This window comes from Pseudaestuariivita sp., assembly GCF_052825805.1.
Genome location: NZ_JBRBVB010000006.1, coordinates 26,125 through 41,734, shown reverse-complemented (window position 1 = coordinate 41,734; position 15,610 = coordinate 26,125). Strand labels below are relative to the sequence as shown.

At 65.8% G+C, this 15,610-nt stretch carries 12 protein-coding genes; 8 read left to right on the top strand and 4 right to left on the bottom strand.

What is annotated here, in order from left to right; all coding sequences use genetic code 11:
- Positions 1-27: 27 nt before the first annotated feature.
- Genes ACU0B3_RS09395 through ACU0B3_RS09360 form a run of 8 tightly spaced genes read left to right on the top strand, consistent with a single transcriptional unit; the run spans position 28 to position 10,824 of the window.
- Positions 28-504 (top strand): c-type cytochrome, encoded by a 477-nt coding sequence (locus ACU0B3_RS09395; RefSeq protein ID WP_446260593.1) that lies wholly within the window; start codon positions 28-30, stop codon positions 502-504.
- Positions 501-1,439, top strand: coding sequence for a cytochrome c oxidase subunit II (gene coxB / locus ACU0B3_RS09390; protein ID WP_446260592.1), 939 nt, complete (start codon positions 501-503; stop codon positions 1,437-1,439). Before ACU0B3_RS09395 ends, coxB begins: the two co-directional genes overlap by 4 nt.
- Positions 1,436-3,937, top strand: a complete 2,502-nt coding sequence (gene ctaD, locus ACU0B3_RS09385) for a cytochrome c oxidase subunit I (RefSeq protein WP_446260591.1) — start codon at positions 1,436-1,438, stop codon at positions 3,935-3,937. Before coxB ends, ctaD begins: the two co-directional genes overlap by 4 nt.
- The gene (locus ACU0B3_RS09380; protein WP_446260590.1) at positions 3,934-4,254 is read left to right on the top strand and encodes a hypothetical protein; all 321 of its coding nucleotides are present in this window, start codon (positions 3,934-3,936) and stop codon (positions 4,252-4,254) included. Before ctaD ends, ACU0B3_RS09380 begins: the two co-directional genes overlap by 4 nt.
- 14 nt (positions 4,255-4,268) lie before the next feature.
- Positions 4,269-5,030: a cytochrome c oxidase assembly protein gene (locus ACU0B3_RS09375; protein ID WP_446260589.1), complete on the top strand. Its 762-nt coding sequence runs from the start codon at positions 4,269-4,271 to the stop codon at positions 5,028-5,030.
- Between the two features lie 41 nt (positions 5,031-5,071).
- A complete protein-coding gene (locus tag ACU0B3_RS09370; RefSeq protein ID WP_446260588.1) occupies positions 5,072-6,454 on the top strand; it encodes an NAD-dependent succinate-semialdehyde dehydrogenase in 1,383 nt (460 codons plus the stop codon).
- A gap of 31 nt (positions 6,455-6,485) precedes the next feature.
- Positions 6,486-7,634 (top strand): efflux RND transporter periplasmic adaptor subunit, encoded by a 1,149-nt coding sequence (locus ACU0B3_RS09365; protein ID WP_446260587.1) that lies wholly within the window; start codon positions 6,486-6,488, stop codon positions 7,632-7,634.
- A 4-nt stretch (positions 7,635-7,638) separates the two neighbouring features.
- Entirely contained in the window at positions 7,639-10,824 is a 3,186-nt protein-coding gene (locus ACU0B3_RS09360; RefSeq protein ID WP_446260586.1) for an efflux RND transporter permease subunit, read from the top strand.
- Between the two features lie 158 nt (positions 10,825-10,982).
- Here ACU0B3_RS09360 and ACU0B3_RS09355 read toward each other — a convergent pair whose 3' ends face one another.
- From ACU0B3_RS09355 to ACU0B3_RS09340, 4 genes are read right to left on the bottom strand one after another with little or no spacing between them, the layout of a single operon-like run.
- A complete protein-coding gene (locus ACU0B3_RS09355; protein ID WP_446260585.1) occupies positions 10,983-11,864 on the bottom strand; it encodes an intradiol ring-cleavage dioxygenase in 882 nt (293 codons plus the stop codon).
- 9 nt (positions 11,865-11,873) lie between these two features.
- Positions 11,874-13,628 (bottom strand): FAD-dependent oxidoreductase, encoded by a 1,755-nt coding sequence (locus tag ACU0B3_RS09350; protein ID WP_446260584.1) that lies wholly within the window; start codon positions 13,626-13,628, stop codon positions 11,874-11,876.
- Between the two features lie 4 nt (positions 13,629-13,632).
- The gene (locus ACU0B3_RS09345) at positions 13,633-14,688 is read right to left on the bottom strand and encodes a branched-chain amino acid ABC transporter permease (protein ID WP_446260583.1); all 1,056 of its coding nucleotides are present in this window, start codon (positions 14,686-14,688) and stop codon (positions 13,633-13,635) included.
- A complete protein-coding gene (locus ACU0B3_RS09340) occupies positions 14,688-15,551 on the bottom strand; it encodes a branched-chain amino acid ABC transporter permease (protein ID WP_446260582.1) in 864 nt (287 codons plus the stop codon). The genes ACU0B3_RS09345 and ACU0B3_RS09340 overlap by 1 nt, the downstream gene beginning before the upstream one ends.
- Positions 15,552-15,610 lie beyond the last annotated feature (59 nt).

The following is a 15,610-nucleotide window of genomic DNA, read 5'->3' as shown; positions in this document are numbered from 1 at the left end:
GGACCTCGATTTGTCCGCACCGCGCTCATGGCGTCGATGGTTCTGGTCGCCGGGGCCGTGGTGACACTTTGGGCATTGGCCTCGCCGAGCCGTGATGTCGTGGGCCAGCTTGTGTCCTGGAGCGAGGCCCGTTGGACCGAGCTGCGCGCATGGTACATTTCCCAACCGCTCGATGGGGAGCTGGAGTGGGACACGGCGCAGCTTCAGGTGCGCGGCGCGGACGCGGCGCAGGGGCCGGCGCTTATGGTCGCGTACGGGTGCGGCTCGTGCCACGTCATTCCGGGCGTCAGCGGCGCGCGGGGGACGGTGGGGCCATCGCTGACCCGCTTTGGAGAGCGGGCCTATATCGCGGGCATCCTCCCGAACGGGCCAGGCACGCTGACGAACTGGCTCATCAACCCGCCGCTCTACGCGCCACAGACCGCCATGCCGGACATGGGCATCACGCAGGAGGATGCGGAGGATATGGCCGCCTACCTTTTGGCACTCGGGCATGACCGATGAACGGTGACGAGAGCACGCTCGGACAATTCGCCAGCCAGTCCGCTCTGAACCCAGCCGGGCTGGGGGCGGACCTGACGCTGACATTGACGACGGCGCTGCACATCGCCGGGGCGCTGATCTTTGTTGCGGTGATGGGCGCGCTTGCATGGGCGTGGTTTCGCACGACCGGTGCGCGAACCTGGTGGCTCTGGGCGGGCGGCGTCGCGGCACCCGCGGTTGCGCTCGTCGTGCTCGTGGTAGGCTCCACGCTTACATTGGCCGCCATCCGCGCGGGCGGTGAGAACGCCACGATCATAGACGTGCGCGGCTACCAGTTCTGGTGGGATGTGACCTATGACCCGACGGGCGATCCGGTACGCGACGGCAACGAGGTCTTCCTGCCGCTGGGTGAACCCGTCACCTTTCGCCTGACATCGGAAGACGTCATCCACTCCTTCTGGATCCCTTCAATCAGCGGCAAGATGGACATGATCCCGGGCCGCGTGAACGAGCTGACGGTCACGGCGCACGAGCTGGGGCGGTTTCGCGGGCAATGCGCCGAATTCTGCGGCCTTTCGCATCCGCTGATGGCCTTCGAGGTCGTGGTCGTCCCGCCGGACGACTTTCGCGCCTTTGTGGCGGACCTGCGCGAGGAGGCGCGCGATCCCGATACGATCGCGCTGCGCGAGGGGCGCGATGTGTTCATGAATGCCGGCTGTGCCGCCTGTCATGCCATCCGGGGGGAGGCCGAGGGCGGCGTCCTCGGTCCCGATCTGAGCCGCGTCGGCGCGCGCGCCTCGCTGGGTGCGGGCATGTGGCCGATGAATGTCGGCAATCTCGCCGGATGGATCGCGGACGTACAGGATATGAAGCCGGGTGCGAACATGCCCTCCTACAATCACCTGACGGGGCCGGAGCTTCGCGCGGTCGCGCATTACCTGGACAGCCTCGAATGACGGACAGGGTGGCAACCGAACCGCACGAGCAGGGTCCGATCCTCAAAGGATCGCTGCCGACCTACGAAGAGGTCTGGGCGACGCCGAAGGGGTGGCGCGCACTCTCCTCCGTTTCCCACCGGGTGGTCGGCAAGCGCTTTATCGTGACCGGGCTGATCTTCTTTCTCATCGCGGGATTTCTGGCGCTTTTGGTGCGCACGCAGCTCATCGTCCCCAACAACACGTTCCTCGATGCGGAGACCTATAACCAGGTCTTCACGATGCACGGGACGCTCATGATGTTCCTATTCGCGATCCCGATCCTCGAGGGGTTTGCGATCTACCTGCTTCCGCTGATGCTCGGGGCGCGGGACATGGTGTTTCCCCGGCTCGGCGCGTTCGGATACTGGTGTTACCTGTTCGGCGGGATCATCGTGCTGTCCTCGTTCCTCTTCGATGCCGCGCCCGATGGTGGGTGGTTCATGTACACCCCGCTCTCGACCCGGGAATACACCGAAGGTTTGTCCGCCGATTTCTGGCTGATCGGGGTCACCTTTGCCGAGATCGCCAGCGTCACGGCGGCAGTAGAGATCATCGCCACGATCCTGTGCACGCGCGCGCCAGGCATGTCGCTGACGAAGATGCCGATCTTTGGCTGGTACATGCTCGTCACGGCCTTCATGATCGCGATCGGCTTTCCCCCCTTGATCATCGGCTCGCTGCTGCTGGAAGCGGAGCGGGTCATGGGCCTGCCCTTCTTTGACCCGGCCATGGGGGGCGATCCGCTGCTGTGGCAGCACCTTTTCTGGCTGTTCGGCCACCCGGAGGTCTACATCATCTTCCTGCCCGCCGCGGGCATGGTGGCGACGATGCTGCCGACCTTCGTGCGTCAGCCGCTCTTTTCCTACGGCTTCGTGGTGGCGGCCGTTGTGACGATGGGCTTCATCAGCTTCGGCCTCTGGGCGCATCACATGTTCACCACGGGGCTGCCGACGATTTCGCTGTCGCTGTTTTCGGCGGCGTCGACGGTCGTCACGATCCCGACGGGGGTTCAGATCTTTGCCCTGATCGGCACCCTCGCGCTGGGGCGTCCGCAGTTGAAGGTGCCGATGCTGTTCATCCTCGGGTTCCTGTTCATCTTCGTGATGGGCGGGCTGACGGGCGTCATGCTGGCGGCGGTGCCCTTCAACTGGCAGGCCCATGACAGCTACTTCGTGGTGGCGCACCTGCACTACGTGCTGATCGGTGGCATGGTCTTCCCGCTGATCGGGGCGTTCTACTACTGGACGCCGCATTTCACCGGGCGGATGATGTCCGAGCGGCTCGGGAAGTGGGCGTTTTGGCTGATGTTCTCGGGCTTTCACATCACCTTTTTCCTGATGCACATCACCGGGCTTCGCGGGATGCCGCGCCGGATCGCGACCTATCCCGAGGGGCTGGGCTGGGATCGGCTCAACATGCTCTCCACAATCGGGTCCTACATCTTTGCCGCGGGGGTGCTGGTGTTCGTCCTCGATTTCATCCGACACCGCTGGAGCGGGAGAGCCGCCGGACGCGACCCCTGGGGGGCAGGCACGCTGGAATGGCTCTATCCCGCTGTGGCGCCGGGCCACAACTTCCATGCGATCCCGCGCGTGACCTCGCGGGAGCCGCTCTGGGACGATCCGCACCTGATGGAGCGTGCCGCCCACGAGATTGACGGCAGCCTGCGCGGCGCACCGCATGGTCGGCGCGAGACGATCGGGTGTCATCCGATCACCGGGGAGCCGCACCAGATCGTGCGCCTTCCGCATCCCACCTTCATTCCGCTGTGGGCGGGGCTGAGTGTCGCGGTGGCCGCCGTCGCGCTTTTGGCAGGGGCGTATCTGGTTGCGGCTGCCGCCACGCTCGCGACGCTGGTGATATTCTGCATCTGGTCCTGGGAGCCGTCCTTTACCGGCGAGACCCACGACAGCGGTCCCGATGGCGTGCTGCCGGTGAACGCCGTTTCACGCCTCGGCCACACCCACGTGGCGATCGTCGGCACGCTCCTCATCGTTGGCTCGCTCTTTGCTTCGCTGTGCTTTGCGGTGCTCTACCTGTGGAACGTGTGGCCTGATTTTACGACGACGGCCGGTCTGGCGGATCCGGTCTATGCGACTGGCGCGGCGGTGCTGGGCGTCGGCCTCGCCGTGATCTGCGAGCTCGGCAAGAGGCGCACGCATGTGCTGGCCGACACGTTGTGCGGTCTCGTCTCGCTCGGGGCAGGGGCCGCGCTGCTCGCGTCGATGCGGGTCACCGATCCTCTCGCCTCGGCCCTCGGTGCGACACTCATGGTGATGGCGGTCTTCGTGGCGATCCATTGCGGCGTCCTTGCCCTCTGGAGCGCGATCATGGCCGCGCGCAAGCTTGCCGGTCAGGTGCGTGCAGAGCAGACCCTGCCGGAGCTGAACCGTGCGACCTATGCCAAGGTCACGGGGGCGATGCTGGTCATCACGGCGCTCTTGCTCTGCGCGCCGCAACTGGGGGGTCTGTCATGACCGAAGGCGACGCCGCACCCGACATCCCGAAGCTGTTGCGCGGCATCGCGCGCCCTGCGCTGATCTGGACGGCGCATTTCATCTTTGTCTATGCCGCGCTCTCGGCGGCCTGCGCGGACCGCGGTGTCGTGTCTTACGGCATCGTCGATCTTACCATCGTCATCATCACGATCCCCGCAGTGGTCGCTGCGGGATGGAGCATTTTCCGGTCCGGCAAGGCCGAACTCGCCGTGGCGGCGCGCTGGACGGGCATCATCTCGGTCGTGGCCATCCTCTTTACCGCCGCTCCGGCGCTTTTGATGAACAGCTGCGGCTAGCAAAAGGAGGCACTATGGACCCCTACATCCCCTTTTGCGGGACCCCCCCGACACCCCAGGAGCTGATGTCTCGGTGGCTTTTCGATCCGGCGCTGCTGACCGGTCTCGCGCTCTTCGGGGCGGTGCTGGCGTGGCGTGCGCCGAACCGTTTGTCCGCCGTGGGGTGGTCGCTTGTGGCGCTTCTCTTCATCTCGCCGCTCTGCGCGCTGTCGATGTCGCTCTTTGCGGCGCGCGTCGCGCAGCACGTCTTGCTGACGTTGGTGGCGGCGCCGGTACTTGCGCTGGCCTGGCCGCTGGTGAGCCGTCGCATCCCGGGCCAGGTCTGGATGGCCGCCTTCTTGTTCGCGGCGCTCTTTTGGCTCTGGCACAGCCCCGTGCCGTACGCCGCGACGCTGCAATCGGACCTGATCTACTGGCTGATGCACCTGTCGCTTGCCGGCGCGGCATGGTGGCTGGCCTCCAGCCTGATCGCGGGGCTCGCCGCGCAACCCGGGCAGGGGGTGCTCGCACTGGCCTTTACGGCGGGCCAGATGACGCTCCTGTCCGCCGTGCTGCTGTTCTCCACGACCGCCTGGCACCCGTGGCACGACCTCACCGCTGCGCCTTATGGGTTCACGGCTTTGGCGGATCAGCAACTGGCTGCGGCGATGATGTGGACCGGGGGCGGCGCGCTAATCCTTCTGTCCGTCGCGATGCTGGCATATCGCTTCGTCGTGCCGATCGCGCTTCGCGAACCGCAGGGCCGCGCGATCAACAAGATGGAACTGCCGCTTTAGCCAAACGTTGGCGGGGCGAACCCCCGTAAAGGATTTTGACGATGACCAGGCAGATCACGACCATCAACCCGGCGACCGGCGCGAAGATCGCGGACCATGACCTCATGACCGATGCCGAGCGGGATGCCGCCATCGATGCGTGCGACGCGGCTTTCCAGACGTGGCGCCACCGGTCTCTTGAGGACCGGGCGAAAGTCATCAAGGCGATTGGCAAGGGATTGCGCGACAATTCGGACGTTCTCGCCAAGCTGATGACCGACGAGATGGGCAAGCTCATCAGCCACAGCCAGCAGGAAGTGGAGCTGTGTGCCGCCATCTGCGATTGGACGGCCGGGCAGGGGATCGATGAGCTCCGTGGTGAAGACCGGGACCTGCAGGGGGGCGGACAGGGTCACGTCGCCTACGCCCCCATCGGCGTGATCTACGGGATCCAGCCGTGGAATTTCCCCGCCTATCAGGTGGTGCGCTACTCGATCGCGAACCTGATGGCCGGCAATGGCGTTCTGCTCAAACATGCCAGCAGCGTCACCGGAAGTGGCAAGATGCTCGAGCGCATCTACCGCGAAGCCGGGCTGCCGGAGGGCCTCTTCACCGTACTGACAATCAGCCATGACCAGTCGGACGCCGTGATCGAGAACGATGTCGTGCGCGGTGTCACGCTCACCGGCAGTTCCGCGGCCGGTCAGATCATCGCCGAAAAAGCCGGGCGCGCGCTCAAGAAGACAGTGCTCGAGCTCGGGTCCAACGATGCCTACATCGTGCTCGAAGATGCCGACATCAAGCTCGCTGTCGAGACCTGCGTGCAGGGGCGGATCTACAACAACGGCGAGACCTGCATCGCGGCTAAACGCTTTATCGTCGTGGAGGAGGCGTATGACGCGTTTGTCACCGCGTTCGTCGACGCCATGCAGAACATCGAACACGGCGATCCCTATCAGAACAACGTCGATCTCGGGCCAATGGCGCGCAAGGACCTGCGCGACGACTTGCACAAGCAGGTCGAAGAAAGCATCGAGAAAGGCGCGCGTTGCCTCTGCGGCGGTGCCATCCCGGAAGACGCCGATGGGTTCTTTTACCCCGCGACGGTACTCGACAACGTCGCGCCAGGGCAGCCCGCCTATGACGACGAGCTTTTTGGCCCGGTCGCCGCGGTGATCCGTGCGACAGACGCCGAGGATGCCATGCGCATCGCCAATGACAGCCGCTTCGGCCTTGGCGGCGGTATCATCACGAAGGATGTTGAACGCGCCCGCGACCTTGCGGTGAACCACTTCGATACCGGCATGGTCTTTATCAACGGCTTTGGCCTCGCGACGCCGAACATGCCGTTTGGCGGGGTCAAGAACTCCGGCTACGGGCGTGAACACGGCGGTTTCGGCATCAAGGAATTCGTCAACGTCAAGGCGGTCCACGTCGCGGCATGACGGAGCGCCGGGATCACATGGCAGCCGCCGCATGAAGGTCGGATCGATCTTGCTGACCGGGCTGGGCGCCGCGGCACTTGCGGGTGGCGTGGCGTTCGCGTTGCTCCAGGGTGACGATGAGCAAGCGGAGGCCGCAGAGCCGGAAGCGCCGGTCGTGGAGGTTGTCCGCCCCGAGCCGCTGGACGCGGCACCGGCCATCGTCACGACAGGTTTCGTGCGCGCCGCCGATGCGCTGGATGTCACTGCGCAGGTCGCGGGGGAGGTGAGCGAGGTATCGCCGGATTTCGAGATCGGGCGCATCGTGCCCGCGGAGACCCCGCTCGTGCGGCTCGCCTCCACGACGTTCGAAGCCGAGCTCGCGCAGGCCGAGAGTGCGCTGGCAGGAGCAGAAGCCGCGCAACGCGACGCCCGGAACTCGCTCGACCGTCAGGAGGAACTCGCCCGTGAGGACTTTGCCTCCGAGGCCACGATCGAGCAGCTTTCAGCCGCCGTCGCCGGAGCCGAGGCCGATGTCGCCTCCGCCCGCGCGGCCATCGTTCTTGCCGAAGAACGGCTCAGCGACACGCAAATTTCGGTGCCCTTCGATGCGATCGTCCTCGGCGCCGATGCGCCGCCGGGATCGGTTGTGCAGCCCGGTCGGATCCTGGGACGTGTGGCGCGCGCAGATCACGCAGAGCTGAGGACGGCGCTGACGGAGGCGGAGTTCACGCAATTCACCAATGCCGGCGTGCTCCAGGACACCGATATCACCTTTTCCGTGCAGGGCGGCGAGACAGCGCGGACCGCTCGCATCTTTTCCGTGTCGCCGCAACTGGAAGCTCAAACCCGCCTCATCGAAGTGCTCGCGCGCATTGAGCAGCCCTTCGCCGGAGACGCGCCGCTTGTGCTCAATCAACTGGTCGACGTGGAAGTGCCGCTGCCTGGCCCGCGCGAGCAGCTCTACGCGCTTCCGGCGCGGGCGCTCCTGCCGGGTCAGGAGCTGTGGCGCATCGGTGACGAGGACACGCTGGTGCCCGTCGCCTACACACTGCAGCGGCGCGTGGGCGGCCGTGTCATCGTGCAAGCCGAAGACCTGACGCCGGATACGCCGATCCTCGTAACGCCGCTGCAAACCCTCGCCGAAGGCATCGCAGTGCGGGTAGAGGACGCGCAAGAGGCCGGCCAAGGGGCCGGGGGCTGAACCGGTGTCCCGCCTGATCCGCACCGCTATCGACAACCGGGTGTTTCCGAACCTTTTGATGCTGGCCCTGCTGGCCATCGGCCTCTTTGGGCTATCAAACCTGACAGTGAAGAACTTTCCCGAGATCTCGACCGGCGCCGTGTCCGTCACGGTGCCTTTTCCGGGCGCCTCGCCGCAGGATGTCGCGGACGGGATTTTGAAGCCCATCGAGAACGAGGTTCGCGCCCTGGAGGGCGTGCGCAAGATCACCGGATCGGCGCAGCAAAGCCTGGCCACCGTGACCGTCGATCTGCAGCGCGGCGCGGATGTCGCCACCGTGCGCGACGATATCGAAACCGCCGTCGCCGGGATAACCACCTTCCCCGGCGGTGCTGAGGACCCGGTCATCGTCGAGGTCGACCCGCAGGAACTTGCCATCCAGTATATCCTGTCCGGCGATATCGCCTTGCCGCAGCTGCGCGACATCGCGCGCGCGGCGCAGGACGGGCTGCAATCGCTCGACGGGATCAGCTCGGTCGAAGTGACGGGCGCTCCCGGCGATGAGATCAGCGTGGAGATCGACCGCCGCGCCTTGCGGGCCTACGGGCTGAGCCTGAACGGCGTCGCGGATATTATCGCCGCGGAGAACCTCGATCTGTCCGGCGGCATTCTGCGGTCCGGGGAGACGCGCCTGCAGGTCCGTGCGCTCGGTGAGGAAGTCACCGGCGCCGATCTGACGGACATCGTGATCGTATCTGACGGGGAAGGGCCAACCGTGACGCTGGGCGACATCGCCACGATCCGTGACGGGCTGGCCGAGGACGCGACGCTGGCGACGCTGGACGGAGCGCCCGCAATCTACCTGACTGTCTATCGCTCCGGCAACGAGCAGGTCCTCGACATCGTGGAGACGTCGCGGGCCTTTCTCGAAAACGACTTCGCCGCCTATCTGCCAGAAACCGTGACGCTCACCGAATGGCGCAACGAAGCCGACAGCCTGCGGGGCCGCATCGACCTCCTGGTCAAGAATGCAGCCATCGGCGCCGCGTTGATCCTGCTGCTGCTGACGCTGTTCCTCGATCTGCGGATTGCGTTCTGGGTCTCCGCGGGGATCGCCGTGAGCTTTTTCGCGACGTTCGGGCTGATGTTGGTGTTCGGCGTGAGCATCAACCAGTTGTCGCTTTTCGGATTCATTCTCGCGCTCGGCATCGTCGTGGATGACGCCATCGTCGTGGGCGAATCCGTCTACGAGGAGCGACAGCAGGACGCCGAAGGCATAGAGGCCGCGAAAACCGGCGCCTCGCGCATGGCACGCCCGGTCGTCTATGCGGTTCTCACCACCATCGCCGCCTTCGTGCCGCTGCTGTTTCTGCCGGGCACGTCGGGGTCCTTTATCGGGCCGGTGGCGGCGGTGGTCATCATGGTGCTGGCGCTGTCACTGGTGGAGAGCTTCCTGATCCTGCCGCAGCACCTCGCGCATCTGTCGACAGACCCGCCCCGCCGCTGGTCGCCCCGCCGCGCCACGGACTGGGCCCGCGACCGGGTGGGCCGCGGGTTCGACCGGTTGCGCGACGGACCCGTCCACGGAGCCGCCCGCTTTGCGGCACGGCAGCCTCTCTTTGTCATCCTTGCCTTGTGCGGCGTGCTCGCCGCATCGACGGCCTTGTTGACCAGCGGCAAGATCCGCTTTGTCTTCTTTCCCGAGATCGAAGGCAATTTCATCGCATCCACCGTCGAGCTGCCCGCGGGAACGAGCGAAACGCGCACCTTGGAGGTGGCGCAGGATATCGCGGAGGCCGCCGGGCGGGCCGTTGAGCGGCTTGCCGACGCGCAAAGCCTCGACGCGGAGCGCGTCTTGCAGGCCACCGCCATCGCCGTCGGTTTCAATTCCGGGTCGGGTGGACCGGAAGGCTCGGGCGGCGGAGGTTTCCCGAACCGGGCGACGATCGATCTCAAGATCGAAGACTCGGAGACACGCGACTTTCCTGCCGCCGACCTCGAACGCCTCTGGCGCGAGGAGGTGGGCGCGATCCCCGGCGCACGGGAATTGACATTTTCTGCCAGCCTGGTGGGTGTGGGTGCTCCGATCTCGCTCCAGGTCTCCGCAGCGACCGAAGACGCCCGGGAGGGCGCCGTTGCAGAGCTGCGCGCTGCCTTGGGCGAACGTGACGGCGTCTTCGCCATCCGCTCGAGCGATGCGACGGCCGCCGAGGAGGTGCGCATCCGTCTGTCACCGGAGGCCGAAGCCCTCGGGGTCCGCCTGGCCACCGTCGCCTCCGAAGTCCGTGCCGCCGTCTTCGGCGCCCTTGCCGCCGACTTCGTGCGGGACCGTGAGGAGGTGGAGGTTCGCGTCCGCCTGCCCGAAGACCAGCGCATGACGCTTGCCGACATCGCCGAATTGCGGATCCCGGTGGGCGAGGCGCGCGTGCCCCTGTCCAGCCTCGCCAGCCTGACGCTGGCGCCAGCGCCCACAAGCCTGACGCGGCTCGATGGGCGCGAGATCACCGCCGTCGAGGCGGATGTGGATATCGCCGTGACCTCCGGGAGCGTGGAGACGTCACACGTGCTCGAAACCGTCCTTCCCGAGCTGCAGGACAGCTATCAGGGTGTCGAGATCTCGCTCGGCGGCGAGCAGGAGGAGCAGGGGCGTTTCGGCGCGGCGATCACGCAGAACTTCACGCTGGCGCTCTTTGCGATGTTCGCGATCCTGGCGCTCGCGTTCCAGTCGTTCACCAAGCCGATCCTGATGCTGGCCACGGTGCCTTTCGGGCTTTTTGGCGCGCTGGTCGGCCATGCGCTTGTCGGCATCAACCTCACGCTGCTGTCCATCTTCGGCATCATCGGTCTGTCGGGCATCCTCATCAACGCATCGCTTCTGATCCTGAACGCCTACGAGACCCGGATCGCCGGCGACACTGCGCCCGACGACACGACCGAAGCGATTGCCGATGCCGTGGCAAGCCGGACCCGGCCCATCGTCCTGACCACACTCACCACAGCCCTCGGCATCACGCCGCTCATCCTGGAGCAGAGCCTGCAGGCTCAGTTCCTGATCCCGACGGCGGTCTCGCTTGGGTTCGGCATCTTTTTCGGCGCGATCTTCGTGCTGTTGCTCATGCCAGCCCTGATCGGACTTCATGTGCGCGTTGCCGACATTCTCTCCCGCGACGTTGCGCTGCCGTTTGGGAAGTACCGGTCCGACGAGGGCTAGGGTCGGGACTTTGGCAACACCCCGTTCGGGGTTCTCGAACCACGCGACCCAACAGCGCGCACGGGCGCCGCAGACACGCGCGACGACCTGGTGGGCGGACTAAGGGCTTTCGACTTGCTCGGAGCCGGTGATGGCGGTGCAGAGGATGCAGGGTTTGCTCATGTGGCGGGGGCCAGGACGAAGTCGTGGATGACCTCATAGAAGGGCCCTTCGGCCCGTTCCGCCGCGATGCGCGCGGGGTCGTCGATGAGGTCGAACTTGGCCAACAGGCTCTCCTTGACGCCGAACACCGCATCCGAGCGGATGTACTCGTCATCGGGGTCAAAGATGTGCGTGACAAGCGTTTCGTAGCCCTCGGCCTCGAGGATGTAGTGCAGATGCGCCGGGCGGTAGGGATGGCGGCCGAGGCTGCCCAGCAGCTTGCCCACCGGACCGTCGTCCGGGATCGGGTAAAAGCGCGGTTTGGCCCCCCAGAAGGTGTAGCTCCCATCCGCCCCGGTGCGAAACACGCCCCGCAGGTTGAAGTCGGGCTGGATGCCCTTTTGCTGCACGTCGTAAAAGCCGTCGTCGTTGGTCTGCCAGACGTCGATCTTGGCGCCGTCGATGGGCTGGCCTTCGGTGTTGAGGATGCGCCCCTTGATCAGCATCGGGTGCCCCTTGCCGTCGAGGCAGATGTTGGCGCCCATCGGCAGTTCGGGCGCGTCTGGGACGTGAAACGGTCCGAGCACGGTGGATTCCGAGGCGCCCGAGGGTTTGCGGTTGTTGATCGCGTCGACCAGCATCGACACGCCGAAGATGTCGCTGAGCAGGATGAACTCCTGCCGCCAGTCGTCTGACATCTGACCCGTCCGGGTCAGGAACATGATCGCTGCCAGCCATTCCTCCTGGGTCGGCTCGATCTCCTTGACCGCGGCGTGGAGGTGCCGCGTGATGGCCTCGATGACCTGCGCGAGCCGCGGCTCGGTGGTCGCGGCGATCTGGCTGACGACGACGTCCGCCGAGTTCTCTTCGGTGAAATAGCCTTGTTCCTGAATGGACATGGTCGCCTCCTATCGCGCCAGAATCTGCGTCATCACGCGGGTCAGCTCAGCGACGGGATCGTCCGCCGCCCCGTCGTGCCGCCAGCACACGTGCTGGTCCGGGCGGGTCACGATGCACCCGGCATCGCCGATCTCGCGTGCGCGCGCCCAGTCGCCGGTGTGGTCGATGAACTCCTGACGCGGTCCGATCACGTGTGCGTCGAGCGTGATGCCGAGCGCGCTCGCAACCTCGGCTGCAGCCTCCGCCCACGCCTTGCCCCCCAGCCCGGTAAAGAGCGTGAACGCCCCGCCGCCCGCGAGATCGAGCGTCGAGTGCTGCCCGCCTTCCTGGTCGAAGAGCCACGCATGGGGAATGCGCGCCCCGGGCCAGGTGGTCGGCTGGTAGTGCAGGTCCGCGTCGAGCGCGAAGTCCGGCTCGATCTGGCCGTCGGTGACCGTCGCGTCCGAGCTGTAGCGCTGGTTCATCTCGACCCCGTGCGCGTCGAACTCGTACTTCTTGAAGGCAATCGCGGCATTGAGCGCATCCCGCTGCGCTTCCGCCTCGGGCGTGGCGTCGCAGCGCGCGTCCATGTTCGCCTTGATCCTCTCGACATCGTCGCCGCCGGTCATGCCGAGCGCTTCGAAGATCGGGCCGAACTCGCCGATGGACTGGTTGGCGCGGGTCACGATCTGCTTGGCCACCGGCGCGCGCTCTTGGGAGTAGCTGTCGAGCAGGCGCTCGCCTGCCTGCCCCTTGACCACGGCCGCCAGCTTCCACGCGAGGTTGAACGCATCCTGGATCGACGTGTTCGACCCCAGCCCGTTCGAGGGCGGGTGCCGGTGCGCCGCATCCCCCATGATGAAGACGCGCCCCTTGGACATCTGCGTGGCATAGGCGTCATTCACCGTCCAGGTGTTGGCGCTGATCAGGTCGATCTCGAGCTCCGGGTCACCCACTAGCTGGCGCGCCACTTCGGTCGCCATCGCCTCATCCACCACAGGTGCAGGCTCGTTGATGTCGTACCCCCAGACGATCAGCCACTCGTTCCACGGGCGGATGCAGCGCACCAGCCCCATGCCGATCCCGCCCACGTCCGCGCCCGGCTGCATCACCCAGTAAAGGACCGACGGCCGGTGCGCGACGTACTTCGACAGGTCCGCGCGGAAGTAGATGTTCATCGACCCGCCGACGCCCATCTTGCCCTCCATCGGCAGGTCCTCGTGCTGCGCGACCAGAGAATTGCCACCGTCGGCGCCGATCAGGTACCTGGACCGGATGGTGAACTCCTGCCCCGTCAGGCGGTCGAGACAGGTTGTCGTCACCCCTTCGGCGTCCTGCACGTGGCTCTTGTATTCCGTGCTCATCCGCGCCCGCGTGCCGCGCTTGCAGGCGGTCTTGAACAGGATCGGCTCCATGAAGGTCTGCGGCAGATCGTTCATGAACGAGGGCGAGGACAGCAGGTGCTCGGCCTTTGACAGCGGGTGCGTCCCCCAGGACTTCATCCGCCCGATCTCCTCGCCCGCGAGGCTTTCGCAAAAGACGTTCTCGCCCATCAGGCTTTGGTCCATTGCGTTGAGGTAGACCTCGTCCTCCACCTCGCGCCCCAGATCGCGCAACACCTCCATCGTGCGCTGGTTGGTGATATGCGCACGCGGTGTGTTGGCCAGCCAGTGGTAGCGGTTGATGACGATGTTCTCGACGCCGTATGTCGACAGGAGCGCCGCGCTCGTCGAGCCCGCCGGGCCGGTGCCGATGATCAGGACTTCGGTGGTGATGTCAGCCATGGTCTTACTCCTCAGAGGGCTTGAGCGCGCCACCCGTCAGGCGGCGGCGAATGGGAAAGAAATGCAGGCCCGTGCGCTCCGACAAAAGGCCCCAGAGGCCACGGGGCGCCACGAGCATGATCGCAATGGCGAGCACCCCGAGCGTCAGCAAGTACCAGCTGCCAAAGTCCGCAAGCAGCGATTGCAGCGCAAAGAAGACGAGGACCCCGATGATCGGACCCTCGATGGTGCCGATCCCGCCGATCACGACGATAAAGATCACATAGGCCGTCCAGTCGGTCACGCTGAAGGCCGCATCGGGGGAGATGCGCGCCTTTTGCATGTAGATCAGCCCCCCGGCGAGACCGGTGCCAAAGGCGGAGGACAGGAACACGACCCACTTCATCCGGCCGGCATCGACGCCGACGGACCTGGCGGCTTCGGTGTTGTCACGTACCGCCGCCAGCGCCAGCCCGCGCCGCGTGCGCAAGAGCCAGTAGATGCCGCCGATGGTGGCAAGCGCCAGCACGAGCGCCAGCCAGTAGGCCAGGATGTCCCGCGCCGCCGCCGAGCGCACGCCAAGCGTCTCCTCGATCAGTTCGACGAACCACATGTCGCGCGTCGCATCGCGGGGCAGGGAGGTCCCGGTGCCGCCGCCCAGCGTCTTCCACTGCGCCACCATCAGGCGCACCACCTCGGCAATTACCCAGGTCCCGATCGCGAAATAGGCGCCGTTGAGCCGAAAGGCGAAGAACGCCGTCGGCACGGCAATGACCAGCGCGGCCACGCCCCCAAGCAGGATCGCAGGCACCGGATCCATCCCCCAAAGGATCACCGCCCCGAACAGCGCATAAGCCCCCATCCCGACAAATGCCTGCTGCCCGATGCTCACAAGGCCCCCATACCCCGCCAGCAGGTTCCAGAACTGCGCCAGCACCAGCATCGTGAGGATAAAGAACATGTCCTGGATCGTGCCCCGCCCGGCGAAGACCGGCAGCGCGATCAGGGCGAAGATCGCCACGGCCGCCGTGATGGCGAACAGGCGGGAAGCCGGGGTCTGGGTCGTAACGGAATAGGCCATCAGTCGTTCGCTCTCGGAAAAAGGCCGCGCGGGCGGACCAGAAGGACCAGAAGAAAGGCGAGATGCCCGGCAAGGATCTGCCACTCGGGATTGATCGCCGCGCCCACGGTCTGCGCGACGCCGATGATGATCCCGCCGATGAGCGTGCCCCAAAGCGAGCCCAGCCCGCCGATGATCACCGCCTCGAAGGCGTAGATCAGCCGCGCCGGCCCGATGTTGGGATCGAAATTTGCGCGCAGCCCCAGGTACAGCGCCGCAATCGTCACGATCACCAGCGCAATGCCGGTGGCCGTCGCAAAGATGTTGGCCGGCTTGATCCCCATCAGGCTTGCCGTGGTCGCGTCATCCGAGGTCGCCCGAAACGCCCGCCCCAGCTCGGTGCGATAAAACAGCTGATTGAGCCCCACGATCACCAGCACTGCCGAGGCAAACGTCAACAGCGGCATCACCCCCAACGTCACCGGCCCCACATCGACCGAGGCCACCGTCAGCGCATTGGTCGGCAGGCGCTGGCTGTCGGCGGAAAACCCCTCGAGCAGCGCGTTCTGGAGCGCAATCGACAAACCAAAGGTCACCAGCAGCGGCGGCAGGATGTCATCCCCCAGCGTCCGGTTCAGCAGAAACTTCTGCAACACCCACCCCAGCGCAAACATCAGCGGCATCGCCAGGAACACCGCCACAAACGGCGAAAGCCCCAGGAGCGTGACAAGCACCAGGATCAGATAGGCCCCCATCACGATCAGGTCCCCATGCGCCAGGTTCACCAGCCGCATGATCCCGAACACGAGGCTCAGCCCGGCGGCAAAAAGCGCATAAAGCCCGCCCAGCAGAACGCCCTGCAACACCGTATCAACCCAGATCATAACAGACCCCTCCCACCGCAAGCAGCGCGCACCGCCCCCAGCTTCTTCTGGCGAAAAAT

Coding starts and splice junctions, on each gene's coding strand:
- ACU0B3_RS09355 (WP_446260585.1), bottom strand. CDS start 11,864: ATGTCCATTCAGGAACAAGGCTATTTCACCGAAGAGAACTCGGCGGAC.
- ACU0B3_RS09345 (WP_446260583.1), bottom strand. CDS start 14,688: ATGGCCTATTCCGTTACGACCCAGACCCCGGCTTCCCGCCTGTTCGCC.
- ACU0B3_RS09370 (WP_446260588.1), top strand. CDS start 5,072: ATGACCAGGCAGATCACGACCATCAACCCGGCGACCGGCGCGAAGATC.
- coxB (WP_446260592.1), top strand. CDS start 501: ATGAACGGTGACGAGAGCACGCTCGGACAATTCGCCAGCCAGTCCGCT.
- ACU0B3_RS09350 (WP_446260584.1), bottom strand. CDS start 13,628: ATGGCTGACATCACCACCGAAGTCCTGATCATCGGCACCGGCCCGGCG.
- ACU0B3_RS09375 (WP_446260589.1), top strand. CDS start 4,269: ATGGACCCCTACATCCCCTTTTGCGGGACCCCCCCGACACCCCAGGAG.
- ctaD (WP_446260591.1), top strand. CDS start 1,436: ATGACGGACAGGGTGGCAACCGAACCGCACGAGCAGGGTCCGATCCTC.
- ACU0B3_RS09340 (WP_446260582.1), bottom strand. CDS start 15,551: ATGATCTGGGTTGATACGGTGTTGCAGGGCGTTCTGCTGGGCGGGCTT.
- ACU0B3_RS09365 (WP_446260587.1), top strand. CDS start 6,486: ATGAAGGTCGGATCGATCTTGCTGACCGGGCTGGGCGCCGCGGCACTT.
- ACU0B3_RS09380 (WP_446260590.1), top strand. CDS start 3,934: ATGACCGAAGGCGACGCCGCACCCGACATCCCGAAGCTGTTGCGCGGC.
- ACU0B3_RS09395 (WP_446260593.1), top strand. CDS start 28: ATGGCGTCGATGGTTCTGGTCGCCGGGGCCGTGGTGACACTTTGGGCA.